The sequence below is a fragment of the Lactonifactor longoviformis DSM 17459 genome (assembly GCF_900129135.1).
Taxonomy (GTDB): Bacteria; Bacillota; Clostridia; order Lachnospirales; family Lachnospiraceae; genus Lactonifactor; species Lactonifactor longoviformis.
Window position 1 is genome coordinate 44,125 of sequence record NZ_FQVI01000008.1, and the last position, 23,266, is coordinate 67,390.

Sequence of the window (23,266 nt, forward strand, 5' to 3'; positions counted from 1 at the left end):
ATGCGCTGCAAATGTATATCCTGCTAAGAAGAAACGAACGATTTCCACGTTCCTGCTAAGAAAAATCCTATCTTTGCTAATTGGAATTTTCGGACCTACCTGCCGCCCGGTGCCGCCGAGAGCAGCGCAGCCAGGGTGTTTGCCAGTTCCGGTGACTGCCGGAGCTGTTCCACCAGGGCCTCCAGATCGAGCATCGCCGGTGCCGGTTCCTTCGGCTCCTCCGGGGGACGAACTGCGCGCAGGTTGGGATTTGCGTAGAAGGCGCTCTCGAACTTCTGGGCGTTGATCTTGCGGTCCTCATCCAGGATATGCGCATACACGCTGGTGATCATGTCGATCTCCGCATGGCCCGTGTCACCCTGGGTGGCCTTCAGGTCGCCGTGGTTCAGTTTCAGCTTGTAGGTGGTGCTGGAATGACGGAGGGAATGAAAGACCACTCTGGGCAGCCCTGCCTTTTCCCGCAGCTTCTCAAACTCCTTCAGGATGATGCGGTCCTCGCAGGGGCGCCCATTGGGCAGCGCCACCACCAGGTCAAAATCCTGGTACTCGTCACCGAGAAATCCGCGAAGCTCATCCTGGGCGTTTTTCCATTCCCGCAGGATGTAGGCCAGCGTCTTGGGCAGCCATACCTTGCGGATACTGGAATCGGTCTTGGGCTTTTTCAAGATCACTCTTGTGCTGGTGTTGGGAAACAGCGGCGTAAAGATGTGGTAGACATCCTTCTGCCCCAGCATCTCAATGGCCCGCTTGGAGGCCCGCGCCAGCTCCTTGTCGATGAAAACATAGGCGTTGTCATCGGCAATATCCTCGTCGGAGATGTGGACGTTGTTCCAGGTCAGGCCCAGGATCTCGCCCATGCGCAGAGAGCAGGCAAAGGACAGGTTCATCGCCACATAGAGCTTGCTGTCCGTACACTGATCCAAAGCGGTGCGGATCATATCGGCGGTCCAGATGTCCCGCTTCTTGTACTCCGTTTTGGGCAGGATCACATTTTCAAAGGGGTTCTTGGCGATCAGCTCCCACCGTACCGCCTGCTTGAAGGCGCAGCGCAGGAGTTTGATGATCTTCTCGATGGTGGCGTTGGTGACCAGATCCGTCTTTGCGTGATGGGTCCTGGTATTCACTGCCGGGGTTTTCTGCAGGGTCTGGATGTACTTGTCCACCACCCGCGGCGTGACCTCCTGCACCTTCAAATCTCCAATGATGGGGTTGATGTAGTTGGAGATCAGCGAATTCTGGCTGTCGTACATGGACACGCCCCACTTCTTTTCCCCATAGAGAGAAACAAAGTCCAAAAGAAATTCTGCGATGGTCTGGTTGCTGGGCGGAAGGAAGGTCCCCGTGAACTGCTGGTTCTCCACCTCCGCTTTGCGCTTCAATGCGTCCTGGTAAGAGGTGCGGGTCTCCCATTTCTGCCGGGTCTCACCGTTCTCGTCCGTATAGTTGTAGACGATGGAATAATTCTTTTTCCGTTTGATAATCGATGCCATAGCGATACTTCCTTTCTAAGTCATAGGTCGAGCGACTCCAGCCACTCATCGAATGACCGCTTGGAAATCCGTATGGCGTTGCCAATTCGTACGATCTTGAAGTGTCCTTCCTTCACGAGAAGATAAGCGGATGTGCGGCCAATACCCAGGATCTGAGTAATGTCCTCTACCGTATAGGTTCTACGTTCCGGGGACTCCTTCTTCGTACCGTTCCATGCTTGCGACATGGCAGCCCCCTTTCTAAAACAAGAACGGCGCGTAGAAGGAAGGTCATAATTTGCCTATCCTCATTTTAACGCGCCATTCCGGGTTTGTCTGCTGCTAATCGAAAAGTTTACGAACTATCCATAAACTCAAAGCAACAGAATGATTGTAAAAAGAAAGAGGCAGAAAACGGATGGCTGCTGGCACAGCTCCACGGGAATTTCACCCCGGCCCATGCTGATGGGTGCGGCGCACGATGCTTTGCGGGCGTCCAATGCGCGAGTCTCATTATCCTGCCTGCGTATCCTCGCCCACAGGCTGCCACACCTGTTTTACGATCCGGTTTTGTCGCTCACCTGTTTAGCAGGGGTCCCGTCCTGCGGACTTGCAACAGGGTCTTGGCGCACCGGCCGACCGGCTCCACGCAGACAGATCGTATCCGTCTGCCTTATACTGCACCGGAGGCCTCCCGCCGGGCTTTCTTTGTCAAGGAGCTATACAGGGGCACCGCATGGAAAGGGGGACACGCAGCGCTCGGTCCTGGATCAGTTCAGGTCAAAATCCAGGATGGAAATAATCAGCTTTGCTTCCAGCCGACCGCGCAGATCTTCGTCCACCTGGGGACGGGGATAGCCGTCAGGGCCATAGCTCGTCCGTGTAGACAGCGCGGCGATGTAGCCGGAGTAATGTCGGACTACCCGGCTCACCGCTTCAGGGTCTCCTCCGACAGCGGCAGCGATCACCGGGTAAGGGATCAGCGATGCCCGCGTGCACGCAGATTTAGTCATCCGCTTCACCTCCCATCAGCTCCTTCAGCAGCCGATAGGCTTTATGCCTGCGGGTGTTGACCGTCCGGCGGGCCTTATCCATGTACTTGGCGATCTGTTCATCGGTCATCCGCAGGAACCAGTGCATCATAAAGATTTCCCGGTCCTCCTGGGACAGCCCCAGAAGCGCCTCGGCCAGCCGGTCATCCTCGATCAGGATCACAGCCCCTCCCACAGGGAAGGTCGTGTACTCCCACGAGTAGCGGTCATAAACCGCAAGCTGGGCCATTTCGGCCTCGGACAGCTCCTCCAAAGACGCGAAACGCTTCTGGCGTCGGCTGATCTGGCGATAGCCGTTGCACGCCTCGCATTTCAGCACCTTCTTGCAGTAGCTGTCAAAGGCGTACTGCTTGTGCTCGTAGTGGCGGTCAGGTTTCAAGTTCTCACCTCCCTTCGTGCCGGGAGGCAGTTCTTTTCTTCCCCTTTCGCTCACTACTCGTTCACGAGTGGTCCGGTTTGGCCGGTTTTCGGGATCTATCTGAAAAAATTTTTTGCCGCTCATACTTGGCTCCTTTCGTTTCGTTCGGGTTGATAGGCCGGAACGAAACGGGGCGGGGAGCGGCAGCCCACGCCCAGGCACTCAAAGAGACGGGGTTTGCGAAATATGAGCCACAGTATATAAAAAGCGAGCCACGACTCACTTTCATGAGCGTGGCTCGCTGTTGCGTTATTGGTATATTTTTCGTAGTGGCATGGGCGTCCGCCGTACAAACGGTAAACCCCGCCTTATTTTGACCTCCTTTGTGTTGGCACTCTCATCCATATCTCCCTTTACTCCGAAATATGAGTTATAACTCACTTTACATGAGTTCTATGGTTATTTATATGAGCGGAAGCACACCCTACAATGATGTAGAGGTGATGTGCAGTGAACAATCCGCTGGATCTATTTGCATGGAAGGTGCGGTCAGAACGGAAGCGGCAGCATCTGACGCAGAAGCAGTTGGCTGAACGCCTCGGTATGAACCCCCGCACGATCATAGATTTGGAGACCTGCCAGAGTAATCCGAAATTTGAAACGGTGGTCCTTGTCGCCAAAGAATTGAATATCAGCGTGGACGCCGCCATCTTCCCGGAAATGGTAAATCAGACAGTCTCGAAAACAGTCGTGGACTTCTTTGCCGGGAAAAGCGAAGCAGAGATTGAAAAATTTATCGCGCTCTGCAAACAGGCGGAAGCCTTCCAGAAAGACGAGTAACGCGGTCGGGTTCGATGTGCCCGGCCGCGTTACTGTTTCACCCGTTTGCTATGCGGGCAGATTATTCATTTTTTGTTTTATAGGCATCGCGCAGATGCTCGAAGGACTCCTGGCTGATGACGTGCTCCATTCGGCAGGCGTCCCGCTCCGCCGTTTCCGGGTCTACGCCGGCTTCAATCAGCCGGTCGGTGAAAAAGCGGTGCTTTTCGTAGATCTGCTCCGCCACTTCCCGCCCCACATCGGTCAGATGCAGGAAATAGTCGCTGTCCATCGTCAGGAAGCCCCCGTCCCGCAGGGTCACCACCGCATGGCACACGCTGGGCTTTGTGACCTCCAGGTGCCGGGCGACATCCACGGAGCGCACCATGCCCATCTTCTTATGGAGAACAAGGATAGCCTCCAGATAGTCCTCCCCGGACGCATGAAGTTTCATCAGTACCTCCTTATTACGAATTAAACGCTTAACTTCCAATTTGCAGAAGCTGTCTGCAAATCGACCAGTCTACGATATAGGCCATTTTCTTTCATAAGTTCTTCGTGAGTTCCGTTTTCGGCTACAATACCATCTGACAATACAACGATGTTATCAGCAGACTCCACCGTCCTCATTCTGTGAGCGATTATAAGAACCGTCTTGCCTTTTACCAGCCTGGATATTGCGTTTTGAATTTCAGTTTCGTTATCTACATCAAGAGAAGCAGTAGCTTCATCCAGAAGAATAACAGGAGCGTCTTTCAAAAGAGCGCGTGCGATAGAAAGGCGCTGGCACTCACCGCCAGATAGTGTTGAACCATTTTCTCCGATTACCGTCTGATAGCCGTCCGGCAATTTTGAAATAAATTCATCACACTGCGCTGCTTTAGCTGCGGCAACCACTTCCTCGTCCGTTGCGTCCTTTTTACCGACACGAATATTTTCCATGATGGTGTTATTAAACAGCACAACATCTTGAAAAACGATAGAAAAGTTTTTCATCAACATGGTTGAATTTAGCGGAGCAATATCGGTTCCGCCCAACAGTATTCTTCCTCCGTCCAGAGGATAAAATTTGGCTGCCAGTTTTGCGACTGTACTTTTGCCGCCGCCGGACGGGCCAACCAATGCTGTGACCTGTCCCTGTTTTGCAGTAAACGAAACATCCCTCAGTACCGGTTTGCCCTTTTCGTAAGAAAACTGGACATGATCGAATGTAATATCGTACCCGTTTGTATGGATATTCTTCTCGCCGGTTTCTTCCGGGTATTCCTCTATTTCTTTCAAGCGGTTTACCTGAAGCTGTACAGAAAACAGCTCCGCCATATTTGACATCGCCCCGGAAAGTGGATCGTAGAGGCGTGAGGCAGCAATCAAAAACAGGATATAGGTAAACAGAGAGGTATCTCCACTTACCACAAGACTATTACCTACTACAATCACCGTTGCCAAACCGAGCCGTAAAAACATCTGGCCGGTTGTCAGCAGACTTGCCGTTGTCATTTCGGATGAAATCTGTGCTTTTTCCGCAGCATCCATCTTTGCGTCCAATTTGCGAAGATAATCTTCTTCCTGATTGCAAGCCTTTATATCCTGTACGGTTTCCAAGCACTCCTGAATGCCTTCTGCAAGCTCCAGTCTTGCGTTCATGTGCTTTTTGCTGAGTTTTTCCTGCCATTTCCGTGACAGAATAACGATTGCAAATGAAATCGGGGCTACCCAGAGAAGAGCCAGGCCCATTTGCCAGTTGAAAATCAGCAAACCGATACAAACAATCCCCGTAGAGATAACTGCTCCAAAGAATTGCGGAACCGTATGGGAAAATGCGTGCTCAAAGTTTGCACAGTCTCCCATAATAGTGCTTGTCAGGTCAGCAAGATCACGCTGGTGGAAGAAGGTCAGCGGAAGGGTGCGCAATTTTTCCGCAAGACCGATACGCCTCCTTGCGCTTTCGTCATACGTTCCGAGATATGCTGCGGTGTACTGGCAATAATGAAAAATAAAAACAACAGCTAAAATCACAATTCCAATCACAGTGTAAACGGCGGCACTGATCTCTGGCGCACTCGCTCCCAAAACAGGCGCAAGAAGCTGATTGAGGACGATAGCCAGAAGAATAACAGGAAACATAAGGCTGATATTGGCCAGCACCGAATAAACGATCCCTTTTATCAGGTCTTTTGCACCCTGATCGCTTAACGCATACTTCTTTTTTAACGCCTTAATCATGCTGCTCATCCTCCTTTCCGACCTTCCAGGCAATCGAGGTTTGGTAATCCTTCCACATAGAAGAATAAATACCATTTAAGGCTACCAATTCTTCATGCGTACCTCTTTCTGCAATCTGCCCCTCCTTGAACACCAGGATAAGGTCTGCGTCTTGTATCGTAGAGAGCCGGTGGGCAATCATCAGAACCGTTTTGTTTTGGGTCAGCCGCTCAAAAGCGAGCTGTATCTGATGTTCATTTTCGGCATCTGCAAATGCTGTGGCTTCATCCAGTACAATAATAGGGGCGTCTTTTAAGATTGCCCTTGCAAGAGCAATCCTTTGATTTTCGCCTCCTGAGAGATATGTGCCTCCTGTTCCAACGAGCGTATCAAGCCCATCCGGGAGCCGGTCAATAATGTCCTTGCATTGTGCTTCATCGGCTGCTTTCAGGACTTCTTCTCTGGTCGCGTCCGGGCGGGCCGCCTTAATATTATTCAGCAAGGTGTCCTTGAACAAACGGGTATTCTGAAATACGAAAGCAACTCTTTTCATCAGTTCCTGCTTCTCGATATTGCGTACATCCACGCCGCCAATCGTAACAGAACCTGATTGAACATCATAAAATCGGGGAATGAGGCTTGCCGCTGTACTTTTACCACTGCCAGAGGCACCAACGAGCGCCACTGTTTTTCCTGTCGGAACCTCAAAGCTGATATGGTCTAAGGCCTTCTCTTTGGCACCTGGATAGGCGAAGGAAACATCCGAAAACACAATCGAAGCGTCTGCCAGGATCAGGGGCTGTTCCGGCTCCTTCAATGGCTGTTCCTGCAAAATTTCATCCACCCGGTTGACTGCGCTTTTAGCCGCCATAAGCTGCTCGCTGGCAAACATGATACGGTTCATCATAGTTGCACAGACCGGAGTAAACAAACTGTAAAACAGAAAATCCATCACAACATTTTCATAAGCCGCCTGGCCGCTGACCCCGGACAAAATAAACATGGCGACTGGAATAAGTAAAACAAATGTGCCGTTCAGTGTTACTGTAAATCCAGTAAGAGGAATACGGCATTTTAAGGCATACCCGGAAGCAAATTTTTCGTATTCTTCTATTGCAGCGTGAAAATTTTTGAAGGAATAAATAGTCTGCTGAAATACTTTTACAACAGGAATACCGCGAATATATTCCACAGCTTCTTTATTCATCGTTTCCAGTGCAGTCATATACTTGCCCATAAACTGCGCATTATCTCCGCCCATCATCTGTTTTAGAAAGATGACACTGATTCCCATAGGTATCAGGCAGCAAATTCCCAGCCGCCAGTCAAAAAGGAAAATCAAAATAATGACGGCGACCGGCATAACTGCGGCTCCGGTCAGATCGGGAAGCTGATGGGCCAGAAATCCTTCTGTAAGGCCTGCATTATCATCAATGATTTTTCTGAGCCGTCCGCTTGCATTTTGGCTGAAATACCCCAACGGCAGCGTCACGATATGATGGATTGCAGATTTTCTCATATTGGTGGCTGTACGAAACGCCGCCAGATGAGTACAGTTCAGGGCGATAAAATAAATTAAAATGCTTGCTGCCGCAAACACAACCGCCATCCACGCATAATGGGTGCTTTCCGTTGCAAGAGATATATCCCCGGCGGCAAACGCCTGGATTAAATCACGGATAACAAGCCAAATACAAACAAAAGGCAGCATAGATAAAATGGTACTAATCCCGGAGAGGACACATCCCAAAACGGTCAAAGCATGGAATTTCCCTGCATATCCGAACATTCTGGACAGCTCTCCATTTTTTTGCTTCTCCATAAGCAAGGCTCCTTTCGTAGTAATAGACGGGTTAGTAACTTCTAACCCGTCTATTATCATAAAATCATTTAGTTATTTCTGCCACTCCATACAGAGCATATCTATCCAATCAGACACACAACTCATTGACACATCAGACAGGAATATAATCGAGGAAGATTTTCCTGTAATGAGAATGTTTCTACATGACCTTCATCAACAAAATGCAGAACCCGATTACAAGTCATAGCAGCAAATTCATAATCATGGGTAATGATTAAAATGGTCTTTCCTTTTTGCGCCAGAGCTTTCAAATGCTCCGATATTCTCATCATATTTTTGAAATCAAGACCGCTGGTAGGCTCATCCAAAATCAAAACGGGGGTATCTATCCAATCCGATACAGCGAGAGCGAGCCGCTGTTTCTGCCCGCCGGAAAGAGTAGCAGGATGCCGTTCTTTCCATTCAAACAAGCCATATAATTTTAGCAGATCATCGCGTTGCTCCTGGGTACTGCCTTTTCCGTTTAATAGCAGTTCTTCTTCTACGCTGTCCCCAAACAACTGGCAATCTGTATTTTGCATAACAAAGTAGGCAAAATTTTTCCTTTTGCCTTTAGATACCTTTGTCCCGTTATATATGACCTGACCCTCTTTTTCCTTTTGCATACCACAAAGAATATTCGACAAAGTAGTTTTCCCTATTCCGTTATGGCCTACAATCGCAATCAGGTCGCCAGCATACGCCCGAAAAGATATATCGTGGAAAACCGGATGTTTGCGATAGGAAAACGCCAAATCCTTTACCTCCATCGTCATATCTTTTTCTTTTGTAGGGGGAATATCTACTTCAATATGGTGTAAATCTGCCGCCCGTATTCCTATGGCTCGTCTTTTTTCTTCTGGAATAGAGAGCAGTTCTCCCGCCGTCCATTCTTCTTTTATGCTCCCGTTTTCCATATAAAGAAAACGGTCTGCAAGGTCAGTAAGATAATAAAGCCGGTGTTCAGCAACAATGATTGTGTGGCCTTCCGCTTTTAGTCCACCCATCAAATTTTTAAGCGCCTCAACGGAATACATATCCAAATTGGCCGAAGGTTCATCAAACACATAAATTTCCGGGTCAACAGCATTGACGGAGGCCACCGCTATTTTCTGTTTTTCTCCGCTGGACATCGGATAAATTTCTTTCCCCCGCAGCATATCTCCGTTAATACGTTTGATCGCACTTGAAACCCGTCCATCCAGTTCTTCATACGGAACGCCATAGTTTTCACACCCGAACGCAATTTCATCCTCTGTAATACTGGCAAAAAACTGGCTCTTTGGATCTTGAAAGATTGAACCTACTTTTTTCCCGATTTCATACAGAGGATATTCCGATATGCTGCGTCCCAGCAGTGTGACTCGCCCTTTCAGCGTCCCTTCGTAAAATTGTTCAGCTAACCCGTTTATCAATCGTGTTAAAGTTGTTTTTCCGCAGCCGCTCCCGCCAGTCAGAACAAGGAACTCGCCCTTTTTTATATCGAGGCTGATATGATGGATACTTTCTGTTTCGGCTCCCGGATATTCAAAAGATACATCTTCAAACTGGATAACGGATCGCCTTGCTTTATCATTTATCATTATGCTACCGTCCTTTCCAGCACAAAATAGAGTGCGGTTACGCAAACAGCAACCACGCACATAATCCAATCTCTTTTTTGAAATTCTATCTTCCTGCGGCAGGTATGTTTTCCCGGATTGGAAATCCCCCTGCTTTCAGCAGAAGCTGCGAGTTCTTCAGCTATTCTGGATGAACGGAAAATAACAGGCGTAACAATATACTCCATTGCGTCCAAAGGGTGTTTCCATGACAACAGTTTTCGCAGCCGAAGTGAGGCAAACACATCGGAAAATTCACTGCGCACAGTAGGGAAGAAACGCAACATGAAGGTTACGGGCAGGGCAATTCCATCAGGAGCGTGGATTTTCTTAAAAACTGCTACAACTTCTCCCGGCGGCATACCAATCACGGGCTGCGCAGCCATAACCATCATCAAAATACGCAGCACCATGAACAGGAACATTTCCGGCATAAGAATGGTAATGCCCTGTCCTCCTGAAAGCAGCCTCAACACGATAAAAACACCGCAGACGATTAGATATTTTATTGTCTGCCTGCCAAAGCCCTGAATAATCAGATACACGCTCAAAACACCCAAAAGTGTGTATATCAAAATGTCGCTTGTGAGCACCGCCACAAGCGACATAGTGAGAACTATGACAAGCAATTTGGTCCGAAAATCAAATTTCATGCTCATAGTTTATTTAATCGCGCCACTCTTTCTGAAGTGCTTTACAATCAGTTTGTTGCTAATCATGCAGCCAAGGATGGCCAGAATAACAGTAACAGCCAGGCTCAAAATAACATACTTCGGATCGGTGTAATACTGGGTCTGAACCTGAACCTGCTGCTCACTGACGCCAGTGGCAAGAAATGCGTCTTTGAAAAACCAGATTTCTGACATACCGTGTGCAGCGCGAACCAATGCTGTAATTACCCACGAAATAGATACACGCTTAATGTCATGGTAAGCATCCTTTCCGCACATGGAAAGCTCTGCGATGATACCGCCGCCCAAAAACCACGGGATCATAAACGGCCCCATCATCAATCCGGCGATAATCGCCCACATGATATTGTAGACAAGAGCGGGGCCATGCTTGCCGACTTTCATGCACATGTAAACATAGAACGGTGCGAGGATAAGAGCCGCACCAGCGGCGTTAAAAATCATGGAATAGAACAGAGAAGCGCCAGTCAGTGTCGAATAGACCATAAATACAACGAACATGACCGCACAGAAGATACCGATGATTGCCGCGTCTTTGACAGTGAACTTGTTACCTGTCGATTTTTCATTTTCCATTTGGAAATCCTCCTTTGTCTTGCAGAAAGTTAGCAGTACCTAACCCACTATTCAAAAAATAGGCCAGCTTCAAGCGGGCTTTCTGCTTTTATCTGACAAAGGATATTTTAATACAGCTCAGATTTCTTCGCCACTCCATACGGACCCGCTTCTATCCAAACGGACACTCTTTCTGAGCTCCGTTGGAGAGCTGCCATACGCTTCTTTGAAAGCAGAAGTGAATTTATTCGGATTTTCATATCCGATTTTGCCTGCAATCTCCGTTACTGACAACTCTGTTTCCAGCAACAATTTTTTGGCGACTTGAAGCCGATAGGTACGAAGATAAGAATAGACAGAGGTTCCATAGACACCTCGAAAGCACTTTTTCAATGCTGTTGTAGAAATCTCGAATTTCTGGGAAAGCTGTTCAATCGTATGATGTGCTGTCAAGTCCTCCGTAATATAGGATGCTACTGCTTTAATCAATGAGACCTGATTTTGATTGAAATAATCCGTCTGTAAAACCTCTTCTGCCGTATTGAGATCGCTTAAAAACAGAAGCAGCTCCAGTATTTTGACTTTCATGTATCCTGGTTTTCTTTTTTCCCGGACATGATAGAGTTCCGAAAAAATATGTTCAATAGACGGATTGGCCCGCATGATGCAGCAACGGTTTCCTTCGCAAATATATTTTTGTATGTAATGCAAATCAATATTCAACAGTTCCATGATTTGCCGTACTTCCGGCAACAATTCATCCAGATTGATGATGATGGAAATACCGTGATAGTGGTTCAGCGGAAAACACGAATTTGACTTTTTCTTCATCATGGAGCTGATCGACAAATCGCCTTCCGCCATATAGCAGCAGCTATTTTCACCAAAGCTGCACTCGAAACGTCCAATCAGGCAGTGGTTAATCTCTATCATATTTTTCGCAGTGGCCTGGTTTTGGTTACAATAGCCTATGTGCATATCGTTGTAGTAAAGTTCAATACCCGGAAAAACCTGATAAACAGTGATCAGTCCATATCCTGTTTCATTCGACAGCCGGAAAATTTTGCAATCCTGCCGCAGTTCATCTTCTTCAGGAGAGCCGTATAGCTTTGTTCCTTCAAATTCATCTGGCAATTCAGACCGTGATAATATTTCAATCGCACCAGAGAGTGCTTGTTTTTCATAGGTCAGCACTATCCATTCCTCCCTTCAGTTCGCCATAACTAACTGCTATTAAGTATATGTGATAATTTCTTCTGTGTCAAATTTTGATAAAGGCCCATGACGTTAAAGATTTTTAGATGGAAATAGCCAAAATCTCTGTTTCAAATTGTAGTATTAGTAGAGGGAGAATACGAGGGTAGGGTTACGATAGCAAGCACAGCCAGCGAGTACCCACTGGCGGATTTTCGGTTTAGGGGGACCCCTGCCCCTAAACACAAAAATTGCTTGCTGGGATAGTCCCAGACCCTTATAAGAAACGGAGGCGAAATGGCATGGCAAATCGAAAACGAAATATCCAGATGAAGTTCTGGGTGACAGAGGAGGAAAAGCGGCTCATCGACGAGAAGATGAGCCAGCTCCCCACAAAGCGATATGGCGCCTACCTGCGGAAGATGGCGATTGACGGGTATATCATCCAGGTGGACACCACCGACATCAGGGAGATGACCAAGGCCCTGGGCTCCATCGGCCGGAACATCAACCAGATTGCCAAGAGGGTGAACGCCGGCGGTCCCGCTTATCAGGCCGATATGGAGGAGATACGGGAGAGATTGGAGCAGATATGGCAGTTACAAAGACGCATCCTATTAAGTCAACGCTGAAAGCGGCCATCGACTATATCTGCAATCCAGACAAGACGGATGGGAAGCTGCTGGTGTCCTCCTTCGGCTGCACCGCGGAAACCGCCGACATTGAATTTGCATGGACCCGCCGCCATGCTATCGACAAGGGCACGAACCTGGGCCGCCACCTCATCCAGGCGTTTGAGCCTGGGGAGGTCACGCCGGAGGAAGCCCACCGGATCGGCATGGAGCTGGCGCGGGAGGTCCTGGGCGGAAAGTATGAGTTTGTCCTCACCACCCACATAGACAGGGATCATGTCCATAATCACCTGATTTTCAATGCGGTCAGTTTCCAGGACCATCGGCACTACCACTCCAATAAGCGGAGCTATCACTTCATCCGCCGTACCAGCGACCGGATCTGCAAGGAGCATGGCCTGTCTGTCATCGTCCCCGGCCGGGACAAGGGCAAGAGCTACATTGAGCACCAGGCAGAACAGAACGGCACCAGCTATAAAGCAAAGCTGCGCTCCGCCATCGACCGGCTCCTGCCCGGCTGCGCCGACCTGGAGGATCTGCTCCGCCGCCTCCAGCGGGAAGGTTACGAGCTGAAACGGGGCAAGTACATCTCCGCCAGGGCTCCGGGCCAGGAGCGGTTCACCCGTCTGAAGACCCTGGGCGCCGACTACGCCGAGGAGGCCCTGACCGCTCGGATCGCCGGAAGGCCCAGCCCCTCCCGCCAACCGAAGCAGCGCACCGGGAAGCCCAGCCTGCTCATCGACATCCAGAACAACATCAAAGCCCAGCAGAGCGCCGGCTACAAGCATTGGGCGACCATTGAGAACTTGAAGCGAGCGGCGGAAACGCTGAACTTCCTGACGGAACATGGCATAGGAAGTTTAGAGGACCTGTCCGAGCAGTGCGATGGGGCGGCAGCCGCTACCGCCAGGGTGAAGGCCGACCTCCGGGCGACGGAGAAGGAAATGGAGCGGCTGACGCTCACTATGAAGCACGCCGCCACCTACCGCCAGCTCCGACCCCTGTATGAAGAATACCGCCAGTCCAAGGACAAGGAGAAATTCCTCCGGGGGCATGAGGGCGAGATCATCCTGTTTGAGGCGGCGGCAAGAGAGCTGAAACGCCTGGATGCCGTACCCCTGCCCGCCACCAAGCGGCTCCGGGCTGAGATGGACGAGCTCACCGCCAGAAGAACCGCTCTGCAATCGGAGTATAAGAAAGCCCAGCGAGAGGAGCGGGAGTACGACACCCTCAACCAAAACGTCCGTATCTTACTGGAACGGTCAGAGGATGTTGTACTCCCGAAGGAAAGATCGAATGAACTTGAATAGACGGAATTAACCCAGCCGCCACTGAGCGTTCTCGCTCTGGAGCTCCACCATGCGGCGGTAGAGGCCGCCCTGCTCCATCAGTTCCGCCGGGGTGCCCTGCTGGGCCACATGGCCGTTTTCCAGCACCACGATGTGGTCGGCTCCTGCCACGGTGCGCATCCGGTGGGCGATGACCAGCACTGTCTTGCCCTGAAGCAGACGGGAGAGGGCGGTCTGGACGGCGCTTTCGTTCTCCACGTCCAGGCTGGCGGTGGCCTCATCCAGCAGCACCACCGGCGCGTCCTTCAACAGGGCCCGGGCGATGGAGATCCGCTGCCGCTCCCCACCGGAGAGGGTGGAACCGTTCTCCCCGATCACCGTCTGATAGCCCTGGGGCAGCTTGCGGATGAACTCGTCGCACTGGGCGGCCTTGGCGGCTTCCAGCACCTCCTCATCGGTGGCGCCCCGGCGGCCCAGGCGGATGTTCTCCATCACCGTGTCCCGAAACAGCACCACGTCCTGGAACACCATGGAGTAGGAGCGCAGGAGGGCCTCCGGGTCCACCGTGGACACGTCCGTCCCGCCCAGGGACACCTTCCCGCCGGTGACATCCCAAAACCGGGCGGCCAGCTTGCAGGCGGTAGACTTCCCGCCGCCGGAGGGTCCGATAAGGGCGGTGACTTCCCCCTGGCGGGCGGTGAAGCTCACATCCTCCAGCACCCCTGCACCCTCCCGGTAGGCAAAGGAGACATGGTCAAAGGTGATGTCGTAGCGGTTGGGGCGGAAATCCTCCGTTCCCGTCTGAACCGGCTGTTCCAGAATGGAGCGCATCCGTTCAATCTGTAGCTTGGTGTTGAAGGTAGCGGCGATATTCTGGAGCACCACCCCCAGGGGATCATACAGCCGGGTGGCAGCAAAGAGGAAACCCAGGAAATAGAGGAAGGGGAGCTCCCCGGCCAGTAGCAGCGCCCCGCCGGTGAGCACCGTGGTGGCAAGCCCCAGCCGCAGGAAGGCCTGGGCAGAGCAGACGAACACGCCGGTGGCCAGCTCGGAGCGGATGGAGCTGCCCTCCATGGCGGCCAGCTTTGCCTCCAGACCGTCAAGGTACCGCTCCTGCCGGTGGCAGGCCTTGATGTCCCGGATGGTCTCCAGCCCCTCCTGGATGCAGTCGGCCACCGCCCGCTTGTTCAGGATATTTTTCGTTCCGAAGGCGTCCTGGATCTTCTTACTTCCCGCTGTCAGCGCCACCGCCACGGGCACCACCCACAGCACAGCCAGGGCCATGCGCCAGTCACAGGCGAACATGCACACCCCGATCACCAGTGTGGAACCGACGGAGGCGAACAGCTGGGGCACATAGTGGGAGAACATTTGATCCAGGCTGGAGCAGTCGGCAATCATGGTGGAGGTCAGGTCGCTGAGATCCCGGTTGCCGAAGAAGGACAGGGGGAGTCTCCGCAGCGTCTCTGCCAGGCTCACCCGGCGGTTGGCGCTCTCCCGGTAGGTGGCGATGTAGAGGGAGGCGTACTGAAACCAGTGGAGGACGAACAGCAGGATCAGCACCACCAGGGCAAAGCCCACATAGATCCAGAACCCGTCCATGGGACTGCCGCCGCCCTCCAGGCAACCCAGAAGATGCTGAACCGTGAACAGTACCGCCCCCACGGGGAACATGAGGGCCAGATTGCACACAAAGCACCAAATCACGGCCTTCACCAGGTCTCTGGCACCCTTCTCGCTGAGGGCGAAGATATGTTGTAATTTCTTTATCATACCGCTGCCTCCTTTCCAACCTTCCACTTTGCGCTACGCTGATAGTCCGCCCACATGGCGGCGTAGACGCCGTTTCTTTCCAGCAGGGCGCTGTGGCTGCCCTGCTCCGCAATCTTTCCCTCGCTGAGGACGATGATGTTGTCCGCGTTCTGCACCGTGGACAGCCGGTGGGCGATCATCAGCACCGTCTTGTTCCGGGTCAGGGTCTCAAAGGCCTTTTGAATCTGATGCTCGTTCTCCGGGTCGGCAAAGGCGGTGGCCTCGTCCAGTACCACGATGGGGGCGTCCTTCAAAATGGCCCGGGCCAGGGCGATGCGTTGCTGCTCCCCGCCGGAGAGATAGACGCCCTTTGCGCCCACCACCGTGTCCAGCCCCTGGGGCAGTTTTTCCAAGATGTCATCGCACTGGGCGGCATGTGCGGCGGCAAGCACCTCCTCCCGGGATGCATCCGGCCGGGCAGCCCGGATATTCTCCAGCAAGCTCTCTTTGAACAGCCGGGTATCCTGGAACACAAAGGCCACCTGCCCCATGAGAGCGGTGCTGTCCAGCTCCCGCACGTCCGCGCCACCCACGGTGACGTTGCCGCTGTCCACATCCCAGAACCGGGGAATCAGGCTGGCGGCGGTGGTCTTTCCCCCGCCGGATGGACCCACCAAAGCCACCACCTGGCCGGACTGGACGGAAAAGCTCACATCCTCCAGCGCGGGCCGGTCGGCGCCGGGGTAGGTGAAGGTCACGTGTGCAAAGACCACGGCGTCGCCAGCCGGCTTCTTTTGTACCTTCGATTCCTCCATGGGCTTCTGGCTCAGGATCTCGTCCAGGCGTCCGATGGCCTCGTCGGCCTCCATCACCGCCTCGCTCATATACATGATGCGGTTGATCATCTGACCGCAGGCAGGGGCAAACAGGGCGTAGAAGATCAGGTTCACCAGCGCGGTGCGCACATCCCCGCCGGAGGCGATGAGCAGCGCCGCCGGGATCAGCAGGGCGAAGGCCCCGTTGATGAAGGTAAGGAAACAGGTCTGGCCCATCCGGCAGCTCATGGCGTACTGACTGGCCAAGTCGCTGTAATCCTGGATGGCGGCGTAGAAAGCCTTGAAGGAGTAGACCGTCTGCTGGAACATCTTCACCACCGGGATGCCTCGGACATACTCCACCGCCTCGCCGCTCATGCGCTCGATCTCCTGTTGATAGCGGTGGAAAAAGCCGGCATTCTTGCCGCCCATCATCATGCACATGGAGAGCAGCGCCAGCACCATGGTGAGCAGACACAGCAGACCCATCCGCCAGTCAAAGAGGAACAGTACCACGATGGCGGCGATAGGCGTCACTGCCGTGGCGGCCAGGTCGGGGAGCTTGTGGGCAAGCAGGTCCTCGGTGAGCCCGGCGTTGTCGTCAATGAGCTTGCGCAGCCGCCCCGACTGGTTCCCGGCAAAAAAGCCCAGGGGGAGTTTCAGCACATGGGTCATGGCGGCGCGCCGGATGTTCCGGGCGGTGCGGAAGGCCGCGATATGGGTGGACATGAGGGCGGCAAAGTACAGCAGGATGCTGCCAACGGCAGTCCACACTGCCATCCAGCCCCAGAGTCCCAGGTTCCCGGCCCCGTCCAGGCCGGGCCAAGTGGACAACACGCTTCTGGCCACCAGCCAGACACACAGATACGGCGCCAGCCCCAGCACCGCCGACAGGGCGGACAGGATACAGCCCAGGATCGTCAGGTTCTTGTGCCCGCCCGCATAGCCCAAGATGCGGGTCAGGCTGCTTGGTTTCTTTTGCTTCAAAGTGATCCCTCCTTGTTAAAATAGTTAGTTGCAGCTAACCTATATTCAAAAAAGATAGGGGTTAAGCCCCCATCAATTTCAGCCATCCGGCGGTATAGAAATCGCGGAGTTGATCCACGTCCCGCAGCGCCTGCTCCCGGGGCATATCGTGGATCACGATCTCAAAAATGCCACTCATCATCCCGCTGGCGATGATGTGACACAGAGACTGGCTCAGTTCCGGAATGTCCCGGCCCAGACGGCGGAGCACCTCCATGTATTGGAGGGTGTACTCTACCTCCACCTCCACCATGCTGTGGACGAAGTGCTCATAGCTGGTACCCTCTGCGCGGGTGAGGAGCAGCTTCACCGGCTCCCGGTGCTGGCAGATGTAGTCCACCATCCAGTGGACGCAGTTGCTGGATTCCTCCCCCATGTGATCTGGCTGCTGCTCCTCAGGCAGTTCGGCAAAGGAGGTCTGGGCCTCCATGAACCGCCCCATCAAAGCGGCCGCGTGCGGCTCCACGATGGAGGCAAAGAGCGCCTCCTTGCTGGAGAAGTAGCCGTAGAAGGCCCCGGTGGTTACCCCGGCGTTCTTTACGATCTGCCGCAGAGAAGCCCCTTGAAAGCCCTTGTCCAGAAATTCGGCCATGGCCGCCTCTTGGATTTTTTTCAGCGTGACATTAGACTTTTCTTCCATAGGCGCTCTCCTTATAACAGTGTTATATAACACCGTTATAATACGACGGAAGCGGCAGTTTGTCAAGTGGAATACGAAAAAAAGCCCGGCGCATACGCGCCGGACTCTGTCAGGAAACTTAATCTTGCTTTTTCTGGGGCAGGGCAGTCATACTGTGGAGGCTTACGCCAAGAGTAGACAGGTTGTGGAGCATGGCGGAGGTGGTTGGAGGCAGAATGCCCGTCACGCCAAGACCGATGAGCGCCCCGTTGAACCCGATGACAAAGCGGTAGTTATTCCGGATGCGGCGCATCAGGGCCATGGCCAGCTGCCGCAGGCGCACCAGCTCCCACAGGCTGTCGGCGGCAATGGTGATGTCGGCGATCTCCCTGGCGATGGCCGCCCCGTCGCTGATGGCGATGCCGGCATCCGCCTCGGAGAGGGCCGGAGAGTCGTTGATGCCGTCTCCCACCATAAGGACAGTATGCCCTTCCTTCCGCAAAGCGGCCACATACTCCGCCTTGTCCGCTGGCAGCACCCCGGCCCGAAAGGCATCTACCCCGAGCTGTTCTGCGATGGCAGCGGCGGTGCGGGGGCTGTCCCCGGTGAGCATGACGGCATTCCGCACACCCAAGACTCGCAGGGCGGAGAGCACCTCCCGTGCCTCCTCCCGCAGAGGATCGGAGATGCAGATCACGGCGGAGAGCACCCCGTTGATGGCAAGATAGAGCTGGGAATACTCCGGGGGCAGCGCGTCGAACTTGGCCCGCTCCTCCTCCGGGATCACGCACTTCTCATCCTCGAAGATGAAGTGGGCGCTGCCGATGCGCACCTGCTCCCCATCCACTGAACTGGCAATGCCGTGGGCCACCAGGTACTCCACCTTGGCGTGGCGCTCCTCGTGGTGCAAGCCCCGGCGTTTGGCCTCCTCCACTACGGCGTTGGCCATGGAGTGGGGGAAGTGCTCCTCCAAACAGGCGGCCAGACGGAGCATTTCATTCTCTATCTTTCCGTTGAAGGTAAAAATCTTTGCCACCCGGGGGCAGGCGTGGGTGAGGGTGCCGGTCTTGTCAAAGACGATGGTATCCGCTTTCGCCACCGCCTCCAGGAATTTTCCGCCCTTGACGGTGATGTGCTCCCGTCCCGCTTCTCGCATGGCGGAGATCACCGCCAGGGGCATGGCCAGCTTTAGGGCGCAGGAGAAGTCCACCATAAGTACCGACAAGGCCCGGGTCACGTTCCGGGTGAGGGCAAGGCTCACCAGGCTGCCGGCAAAGGTATAGGGCACCAGTTTGTCCGCCAAGTTGGACGCTTTGGCTTCGGCGGCAGACTTCATCTGCTCAGACCGCTGGATCATCTCCACAATCTGGTCATAGCGGCTCTGGCCGGTGGCCTGCTTCACCTCCAGGACACACTCTCCCTCCTCCACTACGGTGCCGGCGTACACCGCGCCGCCGCGCCGCTTGGCCACGGGGACGGACTCGCCGGTGAGGGACGCCTGGTTGACGGTGATCTCCCCCTCCTCCACCATGCCGTCCAGGGGGATGACGCTTCCGGCTCGAACCACGACCCAGTCGCCGGGTCTGATCTGGCCGATGGAGGTGAGCACTTCACCAGCCTCGGTTTTCAGCCACACCCGATCCACATGGAGAGACAGGCTCTCTGCCAGGTCGGCTACGGATTTCTTCCGAGTCCAATCCTCCAGCAGTTCACCGATCTCCAACAAAAACATGACAGTGCCGGCAGTACCGAAGTCCCTGCGGCAGACGGAGATCCCGATGGACAACGCATCCAGCATCTCCACCTTGATCTGACGATGTCCCAGGCAGCGCAGACCTCTGTGCAGAAAGGGGATCATGTGCCAGACAATCCGGGCGATCCGCAGCGGGGCGGGCAAAAACAGGGTAGTGGCTGCTTTCACCGCCACCTTGCCCACCAGTTTCTCCTGGAACTCTCGGTTCAGAGTCCGGGTGCTGTGGCCGGGCAGGGTGACGGATGACTCCGCCCCGGCCCAAGTGAACGCACCGAGGGCGGAGAGGACGGCTTCCCGGTCTCCCGTATAGGTTACGATGACGCAGCAGGTGCGCTCATGGACCACGGCCTCCCGGGTCCAGGGCTGTCCCTTCAGCCAGGTTTCCAGCAGATCCGCCTGGCGAATGGATATATTTTTTTGGCGGAGCCGCAGACGCATCCGCCCCCGGCTCTCATGTACGATGGTTGCTTGCATACTAAATCTCTCCTCATGGAAAAAGGGAGCCGTTTTCCGGCTCCCTTCCGCAATTTTCAGGCTTCCTGATCCTCCACCTGGGTCTCAGCTTCCTTGGCGGCTCGGGTCTCGTTGATGTCCTTTGCAGAGGCCAGGATGTCGGCGGCGTTCTCCTGCACACAGGTCACAGTTTCCATCATGCTATCCTTCATCCGCAGGCCGGCGGCGGTAATGTGAGTATAAGCTTTCTTGGCATCTTTGCTGGTGAGCAGCTTCACGCCGGCGGAGCCGAACAGAGTGCCGCCCACGAAGCAGGCCAGTCTGACATAGTGTTTCATCATGGAAATCTTTCCTTTCTGCTTTATTTGTGTTTGTAGCCCGTAATCATCACCATGACCATGCAAATCACGGCGCCCCAGGCCCAGAAGCGATGTTGTTTCATTGAAATCTCCTCCTGTCCGGAAACAAGCTTTTTTATGTATCTAAGTATTATAAAGGATAAACAATGCTGTGTCTCACCGAATCAGACGATGTTATGCCGGTTCAGACATTTTTCGATACATGGTTGGCGACATGCCATACTGCCGCCGGAAGGCGGCGGAAAACTGGCTGGCGCTGCTGTATCCCACTGACTGGGCTACCCCCAGCACGCTAAGAGAGGAGTCCCGCAGCAACTCCGCCGCACGCTCCATCCTCCGCTGCTGCAGCCAGGTGTGGACCGGCAGTCCGTACAGGCGACGGAACCCCTCCTTGAATGTAGTTGCAGAGAGGCAGGCACGGCGGCTCAAAGTTGATATGGAGAGGGGTTCGTCCAGATTCTCCTCCATATATCGGCGGGTTTCTGCCAAGGTCCGGATCATCTCCTGATCCAGCACCGGGGCCATTTCCGCCGCTGGTTCCCCCTGGGCAGAGAGCAGATACAACAGTTCCACCGACTTCCACACGCACCAGCGTGCCCGCTCGCACTGGGGCAAACGATCCAGGTCAGCGAAGGCCGCCTGGCTCCAGCGAGAGGGACCCTCCACAGCGCAGCCGCCCCGGCTGACCATCCACCGCCGTACTTGATCCGTGTTCAAAGTCAAACCGCCCAGCAGGTCACAAATGGCTTTTAGACTCGCCCGGGCGCCCCGAGCGTCCACCGCCACCAGCACACCCTTTAAGCCGGTCTCCACTCTGGTATCGGTCAGATCAGAGATGTCGGTGAGGAGAAGCACCTGCCGGGTACCTAACCTCAGAGCCGAACCATCCCGCCGGGTCAGAGTCACCATCCCGGCCAGGCAGAACAATACCTCAAAGTGCAGAGGTTCCAACCGGAGGGGCAGAGGGAATGACCTCTCGCACAGGGAGAACAGGCAGGCTCGCGCACCAGGCATCACTTGTGTCCATTCCCCCTGTTTTGACAAAAATTCTGCCAGCATCCGCTTGCCTCCTCTCCATTGATCTGTGTCTCAGATACTTATCGGCCAAACAGCCCTTTCTTGTGCCAGGATTCCTTCTGAATCTCTCCCACATCATAGCCAGTGGCGGAAATAGCCGCCCGCAAAGTCTCTTGATCCAGTTCCATTTCCGTGATTACCACAGTCTCTTTTTTACTCCGAGATGAAGTGACCTTCTTCACCGGAAATGCTTTCCGCACCGCATCGTTCACATGGCTCTCGCACATACCGCACATCATGCCGTCTACTTGGATTGTGTATTTCCACATCTTCTGTCCCTCTATTCTTCTTAAAGTCCGTTTCGCTGGTTCCAGCATATACGGTACACTTCATCAGAAGCATTCCAATGGTTGAATAGTAAGTCAAATGCTGTGCTCAGCCGCACCATTTGCCGCTTTTTATGAGATGCCACTCGGTTCTTCATTTTCCAAAAGGCTGCTGTTTTCCCGCATCGCCAGAACGCAGAGCCAATGCTTTTTTGCATTCCGATTTACGATGATCTCAGAAAAACCTGCCTCGGTGAGAAAACGGGCAAGTTGGTCTCCATCGAAGATCCTCATCCCATCAATGACAGAAAGCCACTTGCTGGCGTGGGGATCTTCTCCGTCCGACTCATTGACGATCAGAAAGATGCCGCCCGGCCGCAGAGTTCGGTACACCTCCCGGAAGCTCTCCGTAGGACCAGGCCAGAAATATACCGTTTCAAATGCGGTCACCAAATCAAATACACCATCCTCGAAGGGAAGGCAAGACACATCTCCCTGTATGATACGGCAGCGGCTGGCTTGCAGCCCCTTGCGGTTAACACTCTTGGCCTTTTCCACAGATATTTCTGAATAGTCTAAGGCGGTGACAGTCGCGGCAGGATATTTTCGCAAAAGGGCTCGGATATTCCGCCCACCACCGCAACCCAACTCCGCAATCTCGACGGGACCTGTTTCGGGCAAATGGCTAAGGCCCCAATCCGCGAGGGCAGCATGGGCATGATTCATGCTGCCCACCATGCACCTGCCCAGCAATCCTTTCGGCTTGCGGGTATTGTTGAAAAAAGCCTTTAATATTCCCATAACCGCCTCCGTGATTCGAAATTGAGGTTAGCACAAACTAACCATAATGCATTATAAATCTTTTTTTGCAGAAAAGCAATATACAAGTATGCTATCATGCTATTTTCCGCTGTGGGAAATGTGGAAAACGGCCGCTCCGCCGATGGAAAACGGATATTCACGGCCCGATGGAAAAGCCGCCGGCTTTCCCACAGCCCGCAAACATCGTTTCCCACAGCTCCGCAGACATGGTCGTTTACGCACATTCCCACAGCGCCTGCTGCTGCGAACACCCTTCCTGTCCGATCCTGATTGAAAGAGAAAAAAGAGAACAAAAAAAGAAGTGGGAGCGTCACCCTCGGCCCAAACCGAAGGCGGCGCTCCCGCTCTGTTATGGAAAAGTGTTCAAAACAGCCTCTCTGCACCCCTTAAATTGAAGGGGCAGACCCACATGGGAAATCATAAGGACGGCTCCCGGAAAAGCCGCCACAGGCGATTTTTCAGCCCATTTTCAACCCCTATCCCCACACTTTTTCGAGCGTGCGGACTGGTAATGGGGACAGGCGATAAGAACCGCCCGGAAACTCTGCTTGCAGGGATGGATACAGCCCTTGCAGATCTTATTGTACCTGCGGCGGCCGTTCTCCCCCAGGAAGAAGG

Annotated in this window: 23 protein-coding genes; 4 read left to right on the forward strand and 19 right to left on the reverse strand. The window is 53.5% G+C overall.

All coding sequences use genetic code 11. The features are described from left to right. Nucleotides 1-95 precede the first annotated feature (95 nt). The 4 genes from BUA56_RS09285 to BUA56_RS09300 all read right to left on the reverse strand — a co-directional run bounded on the left by BUA56_RS09285 (nucleotide 96) and on the right by BUA56_RS09300 (nucleotide 3,023). Nucleotides 96-1,490: a site-specific integrase gene (locus BUA56_RS09285; RefSeq protein WP_187143897.1), complete on the reverse strand. Its 1,395-nt coding sequence runs from the start codon at nucleotides 1,488-1,490 to the stop codon at nucleotides 96-98. Between the two features lie 20 nt (nucleotides 1,491-1,510). Beyond that, nucleotides 1,511-1,717, reverse strand: a complete 207-nt coding sequence (locus BUA56_RS09290) for a helix-turn-helix domain-containing protein (RefSeq protein ID WP_003510854.1) — start codon at nucleotides 1,715-1,717, stop codon at nucleotides 1,511-1,513. Nucleotides 1,718-2,239: 522 nt separating this feature from the next. After that, nucleotides 2,240-2,482: a helix-turn-helix domain-containing protein gene (locus BUA56_RS09295; protein WP_072851181.1), complete on the reverse strand. Its 243-nt coding sequence runs from the start codon at nucleotides 2,480-2,482 to the stop codon at nucleotides 2,240-2,242. Beyond that, the gene (locus tag BUA56_RS09300) at nucleotides 2,475-3,023 is read right to left on the reverse strand and encodes a sigma-70 family RNA polymerase sigma factor (protein WP_072851183.1); all 549 of its coding nucleotides are present in this window, start codon (nucleotides 3,021-3,023) and stop codon (nucleotides 2,475-2,477) included. Before BUA56_RS09300 ends, BUA56_RS09295 begins: the two co-directional genes overlap by 8 nt. A 311-nt stretch (nucleotides 3,024-3,334) precedes the next feature. On the opposite strand from BUA56_RS09300, the gene BUA56_RS23610 reads away from it, so the two are divergent. Then, on the forward strand, nucleotides 3,335-3,472 hold the full coding sequence (locus BUA56_RS23610; protein ID WP_242946750.1) for a hypothetical protein: 138 nt from the start codon (nucleotides 3,335-3,337) through the stop codon (nucleotides 3,470-3,472). A gap of 10 nt (nucleotides 3,473-3,482) precedes the next feature. Continuing rightward, nucleotides 3,483-3,719, forward strand: a complete 237-nt coding sequence (locus tag BUA56_RS09305) for an XRE family transcriptional regulator (protein ID WP_242946751.1) — start codon at nucleotides 3,483-3,485, stop codon at nucleotides 3,717-3,719. Nucleotides 3,720-3,780: 61 nt separating this feature from the next. Here BUA56_RS09305 and BUA56_RS09310 read toward each other — a convergent pair whose 3' ends face one another. The 7 genes from BUA56_RS09310 to BUA56_RS09340 form a co-directional block, all read right to left on the reverse strand. Then, entirely contained in the window at nucleotides 3,781-4,152 is a 372-nt protein-coding gene (locus BUA56_RS09310; protein ID WP_072851185.1) for a metal-dependent transcriptional regulator, read from the reverse strand. A 20-nt stretch (nucleotides 4,153-4,172) separates the two neighbouring features. Further along, entirely contained in the window at nucleotides 4,173-5,921 is a 1,749-nt protein-coding gene (locus tag BUA56_RS09315) for an ABC transporter ATP-binding protein (protein ID WP_072851187.1), read from the reverse strand. After that, nucleotides 5,914-7,722, reverse strand: a complete 1,809-nt coding sequence (locus BUA56_RS09320) for an ABC transporter ATP-binding protein (RefSeq protein WP_072851189.1) — start codon at nucleotides 7,720-7,722, stop codon at nucleotides 5,914-5,916. The genes BUA56_RS09315 and BUA56_RS09320 overlap by 8 nt, the downstream gene beginning before the upstream one ends. 122 nt (nucleotides 7,723-7,844) lie before the next feature. After that, nucleotides 7,845-9,326 carry an ABC transporter ATP-binding protein gene (locus BUA56_RS09325; protein WP_072851191.1) on the reverse strand — a complete coding sequence of 494 codons (1,482 nt, stop codon included), beginning with the start codon at nucleotides 9,324-9,326 and terminating at the stop codon, nucleotides 7,845-7,847. Continuing rightward, nucleotides 9,326-10,003 (reverse strand): energy-coupling factor transporter transmembrane component T family protein, encoded by a 678-nt coding sequence (locus BUA56_RS09330; protein WP_071430314.1) that lies wholly within the window; start codon nucleotides 10,001-10,003, stop codon nucleotides 9,326-9,328. The genes BUA56_RS09325 and BUA56_RS09330 overlap by 1 nt, the downstream gene beginning before the upstream one ends. Nucleotides 10,004-10,006: 3 nt before the next feature. After that, on the reverse strand, nucleotides 10,007-10,612 hold the full coding sequence (locus tag BUA56_RS09335) for an MptD family putative ECF transporter S component (RefSeq protein WP_072851193.1): 606 nt from the start codon (nucleotides 10,610-10,612) through the stop codon (nucleotides 10,007-10,009). A 117-nt stretch (nucleotides 10,613-10,729) separates the two neighbouring features. Next, nucleotides 10,730-11,785, reverse strand: coding sequence for a helix-turn-helix domain-containing protein (locus BUA56_RS09340; RefSeq protein WP_242946752.1), 1,056 nt, complete (start codon nucleotides 11,783-11,785; stop codon nucleotides 10,730-10,732). 302 nt (nucleotides 11,786-12,087) lie between these two features. Between BUA56_RS09340 and BUA56_RS09350 the strand changes: the two genes are divergently transcribed. Together BUA56_RS09350 and BUA56_RS09355 are read left to right on the forward strand one after the other, a co-directional pair. Next, nucleotides 12,088-12,417: a plasmid mobilization protein gene (locus BUA56_RS09350; RefSeq protein ID WP_003510872.1), complete on the forward strand. Its 330-nt coding sequence runs from the start codon at nucleotides 12,088-12,090 to the stop codon at nucleotides 12,415-12,417. Beyond that, the gene (locus BUA56_RS09355; RefSeq protein ID WP_072851195.1) at nucleotides 12,378-13,727 is read left to right on the forward strand and encodes a relaxase/mobilization nuclease domain-containing protein; all 1,350 of its coding nucleotides are present in this window, start codon (nucleotides 12,378-12,380) and stop codon (nucleotides 13,725-13,727) included. The genes BUA56_RS09350 and BUA56_RS09355 overlap by 40 nt, the downstream gene beginning before the upstream one ends. A gap of 6 nt (nucleotides 13,728-13,733) precedes the next feature. On the opposite strand, the gene BUA56_RS09360 is transcribed toward BUA56_RS09355, so the two are convergent. From BUA56_RS09360 to BUA56_RS09395, 8 genes are all read right to left on the reverse strand, one after another. Then, entirely contained in the window at nucleotides 13,734-15,479 is a 1,746-nt protein-coding gene (locus tag BUA56_RS09360) for an ABC transporter ATP-binding protein (RefSeq protein WP_072851197.1), read from the reverse strand. Further along, nucleotides 15,476-17,260 carry an ABC transporter ATP-binding protein gene (locus tag BUA56_RS09365; protein ID WP_003510875.1) on the reverse strand — a complete coding sequence of 595 codons (1,785 nt, stop codon included), beginning with the start codon at nucleotides 17,258-17,260 and terminating at the stop codon, nucleotides 15,476-15,478. Before BUA56_RS09365 ends, BUA56_RS09360 begins: the two co-directional genes overlap by 4 nt. A gap of 61 nt (nucleotides 17,261-17,321) precedes the next feature. Then, nucleotides 17,322-17,939 (reverse strand): TetR/AcrR family transcriptional regulator, encoded by a 618-nt coding sequence (locus tag BUA56_RS09370; protein WP_003510876.1) that lies wholly within the window; start codon nucleotides 17,937-17,939, stop codon nucleotides 17,322-17,324. Between the two features lie 118 nt (nucleotides 17,940-18,057). Next, nucleotides 18,058-20,145, reverse strand: a complete 2,088-nt coding sequence (locus tag BUA56_RS09375) for a heavy metal translocating P-type ATPase (protein WP_003510878.1) — start codon at nucleotides 20,143-20,145, stop codon at nucleotides 18,058-18,060. Between the two features lie 56 nt (nucleotides 20,146-20,201). Next, complete coding sequence (locus BUA56_RS09380) at nucleotides 20,202-20,462, reverse strand: DUF6110 family protein (RefSeq protein ID WP_072851259.1); 261 nt, start codon at nucleotides 20,460-20,462, stop codon at nucleotides 20,202-20,204. A gap of 195 nt (nucleotides 20,463-20,657) precedes the next feature. Continuing rightward, the gene (locus BUA56_RS23615; RefSeq protein ID WP_242946753.1) at nucleotides 20,658-21,149 is read right to left on the reverse strand and encodes a helix-turn-helix domain-containing protein; all 492 of its coding nucleotides are present in this window, start codon (nucleotides 21,147-21,149) and stop codon (nucleotides 20,658-20,660) included. 431 nt (nucleotides 21,150-21,580) lie between these two features. After that, nucleotides 21,581-21,829 (reverse strand): heavy-metal-associated domain-containing protein, encoded by a 249-nt coding sequence (locus tag BUA56_RS09390; protein WP_044911083.1) that lies wholly within the window; start codon nucleotides 21,827-21,829, stop codon nucleotides 21,581-21,583. 129 nt (nucleotides 21,830-21,958) lie between these two features. Beyond that, on the reverse strand, nucleotides 21,959-22,627 hold the full coding sequence (locus tag BUA56_RS09395; RefSeq protein WP_003510885.1) for a class I SAM-dependent methyltransferase: 669 nt from the start codon (nucleotides 22,625-22,627) through the stop codon (nucleotides 21,959-21,961). Nucleotides 22,628-23,266: the final 639 nt, after the last annotated feature.

Coding starts and splice junctions, on each gene's coding strand:
- BUA56_RS09285 (WP_187143897.1), bottom strand. CDS start 1,490: ATGGCATCGATTATCAAACGGAAAAAGAATTATTCCATCGTCTACAAC.
- BUA56_RS09290 (WP_003510854.1), bottom strand. CDS start 1,717: ATGTCGCAAGCATGGAACGGTACGAAGAAGGAGTCCCCGGAACGTAGA.
- BUA56_RS09295 (WP_072851181.1), bottom strand. CDS start 2,482: ATGACTAAATCTGCGTGCACGCGGGCATCGCTGATCCCTTACCCGGTG.
- BUA56_RS09300 (WP_072851183.1), bottom strand. CDS start 3,023: ATGAGCGGCAAAAAATTTTTTCAGATAGATCCCGAAAACCGGCCAAAC.
- BUA56_RS23610 (WP_242946750.1), top strand. CDS start 3,335: ATGGTTATTTATATGAGCGGAAGCACACCCTACAATGATGTAGAGGTG.
- BUA56_RS09305 (WP_242946751.1), top strand. CDS start 3,483: ATGAACCCCCGCACGATCATAGATTTGGAGACCTGCCAGAGTAATCCG.
- BUA56_RS09310 (WP_072851185.1), bottom strand. CDS start 4,152: ATGAAACTTCATGCGTCCGGGGAGGACTATCTGGAGGCTATCCTTGTT.
- BUA56_RS09315 (WP_072851187.1), bottom strand. CDS start 5,921: ATGATTAAGGCGTTAAAAAAGAAGTATGCGTTAAGCGATCAGGGTGCA.
- BUA56_RS09320 (WP_072851189.1), bottom strand. CDS start 7,722: ATGGAGAAGCAAAAAAATGGAGAGCTGTCCAGAATGTTCGGATATGCA.
- BUA56_RS09325 (WP_072851191.1), bottom strand. CDS start 9,326: ATGATAAATGATAAAGCAAGGCGATCCGTTATCCAGTTTGAAGATGTA.
- BUA56_RS09330 (WP_071430314.1), bottom strand. CDS start 10,003: ATGAGCATGAAATTTGATTTTCGGACCAAATTGCTTGTCATAGTTCTC.
- BUA56_RS09335 (WP_072851193.1), bottom strand. CDS start 10,612: ATGGAAAATGAAAAATCGACAGGTAACAAGTTCACTGTCAAAGACGCG.
- BUA56_RS09350 (WP_003510872.1), top strand. CDS start 12,088: ATGGCAAATCGAAAACGAAATATCCAGATGAAGTTCTGGGTGACAGAG.
- BUA56_RS09355 (WP_072851195.1), top strand. CDS start 12,378: ATGGCAGTTACAAAGACGCATCCTATTAAGTCAACGCTGAAAGCGGCC.
- BUA56_RS09360 (WP_072851197.1), bottom strand. CDS start 15,479: ATGATAAAGAAATTACAACATATCTTCGCCCTCAGCGAGAAGGGTGCC.
- BUA56_RS09370 (WP_003510876.1), bottom strand. CDS start 17,939: ATGGAAGAAAAGTCTAATGTCACGCTGAAAAAAATCCAAGAGGCGGCC.
- BUA56_RS09375 (WP_003510878.1), bottom strand. CDS start 20,145: ATGCAAGCAACCATCGTACATGAGAGCCGGGGGCGGATGCGTCTGCGG.
- BUA56_RS09380 (WP_072851259.1), bottom strand. CDS start 20,462: ATGAAACACTATGTCAGACTGGCCTGCTTCGTGGGCGGCACTCTGTTC.
- BUA56_RS09390 (WP_044911083.1), bottom strand. CDS start 21,829: ATGTGGAAATACACAATCCAAGTAGACGGCATGATGTGCGGTATGTGC.
- BUA56_RS09395 (WP_003510885.1), bottom strand. CDS start 22,627: ATGGGAATATTAAAGGCTTTTTTCAACAATACCCGCAAGCCGAAAGGA.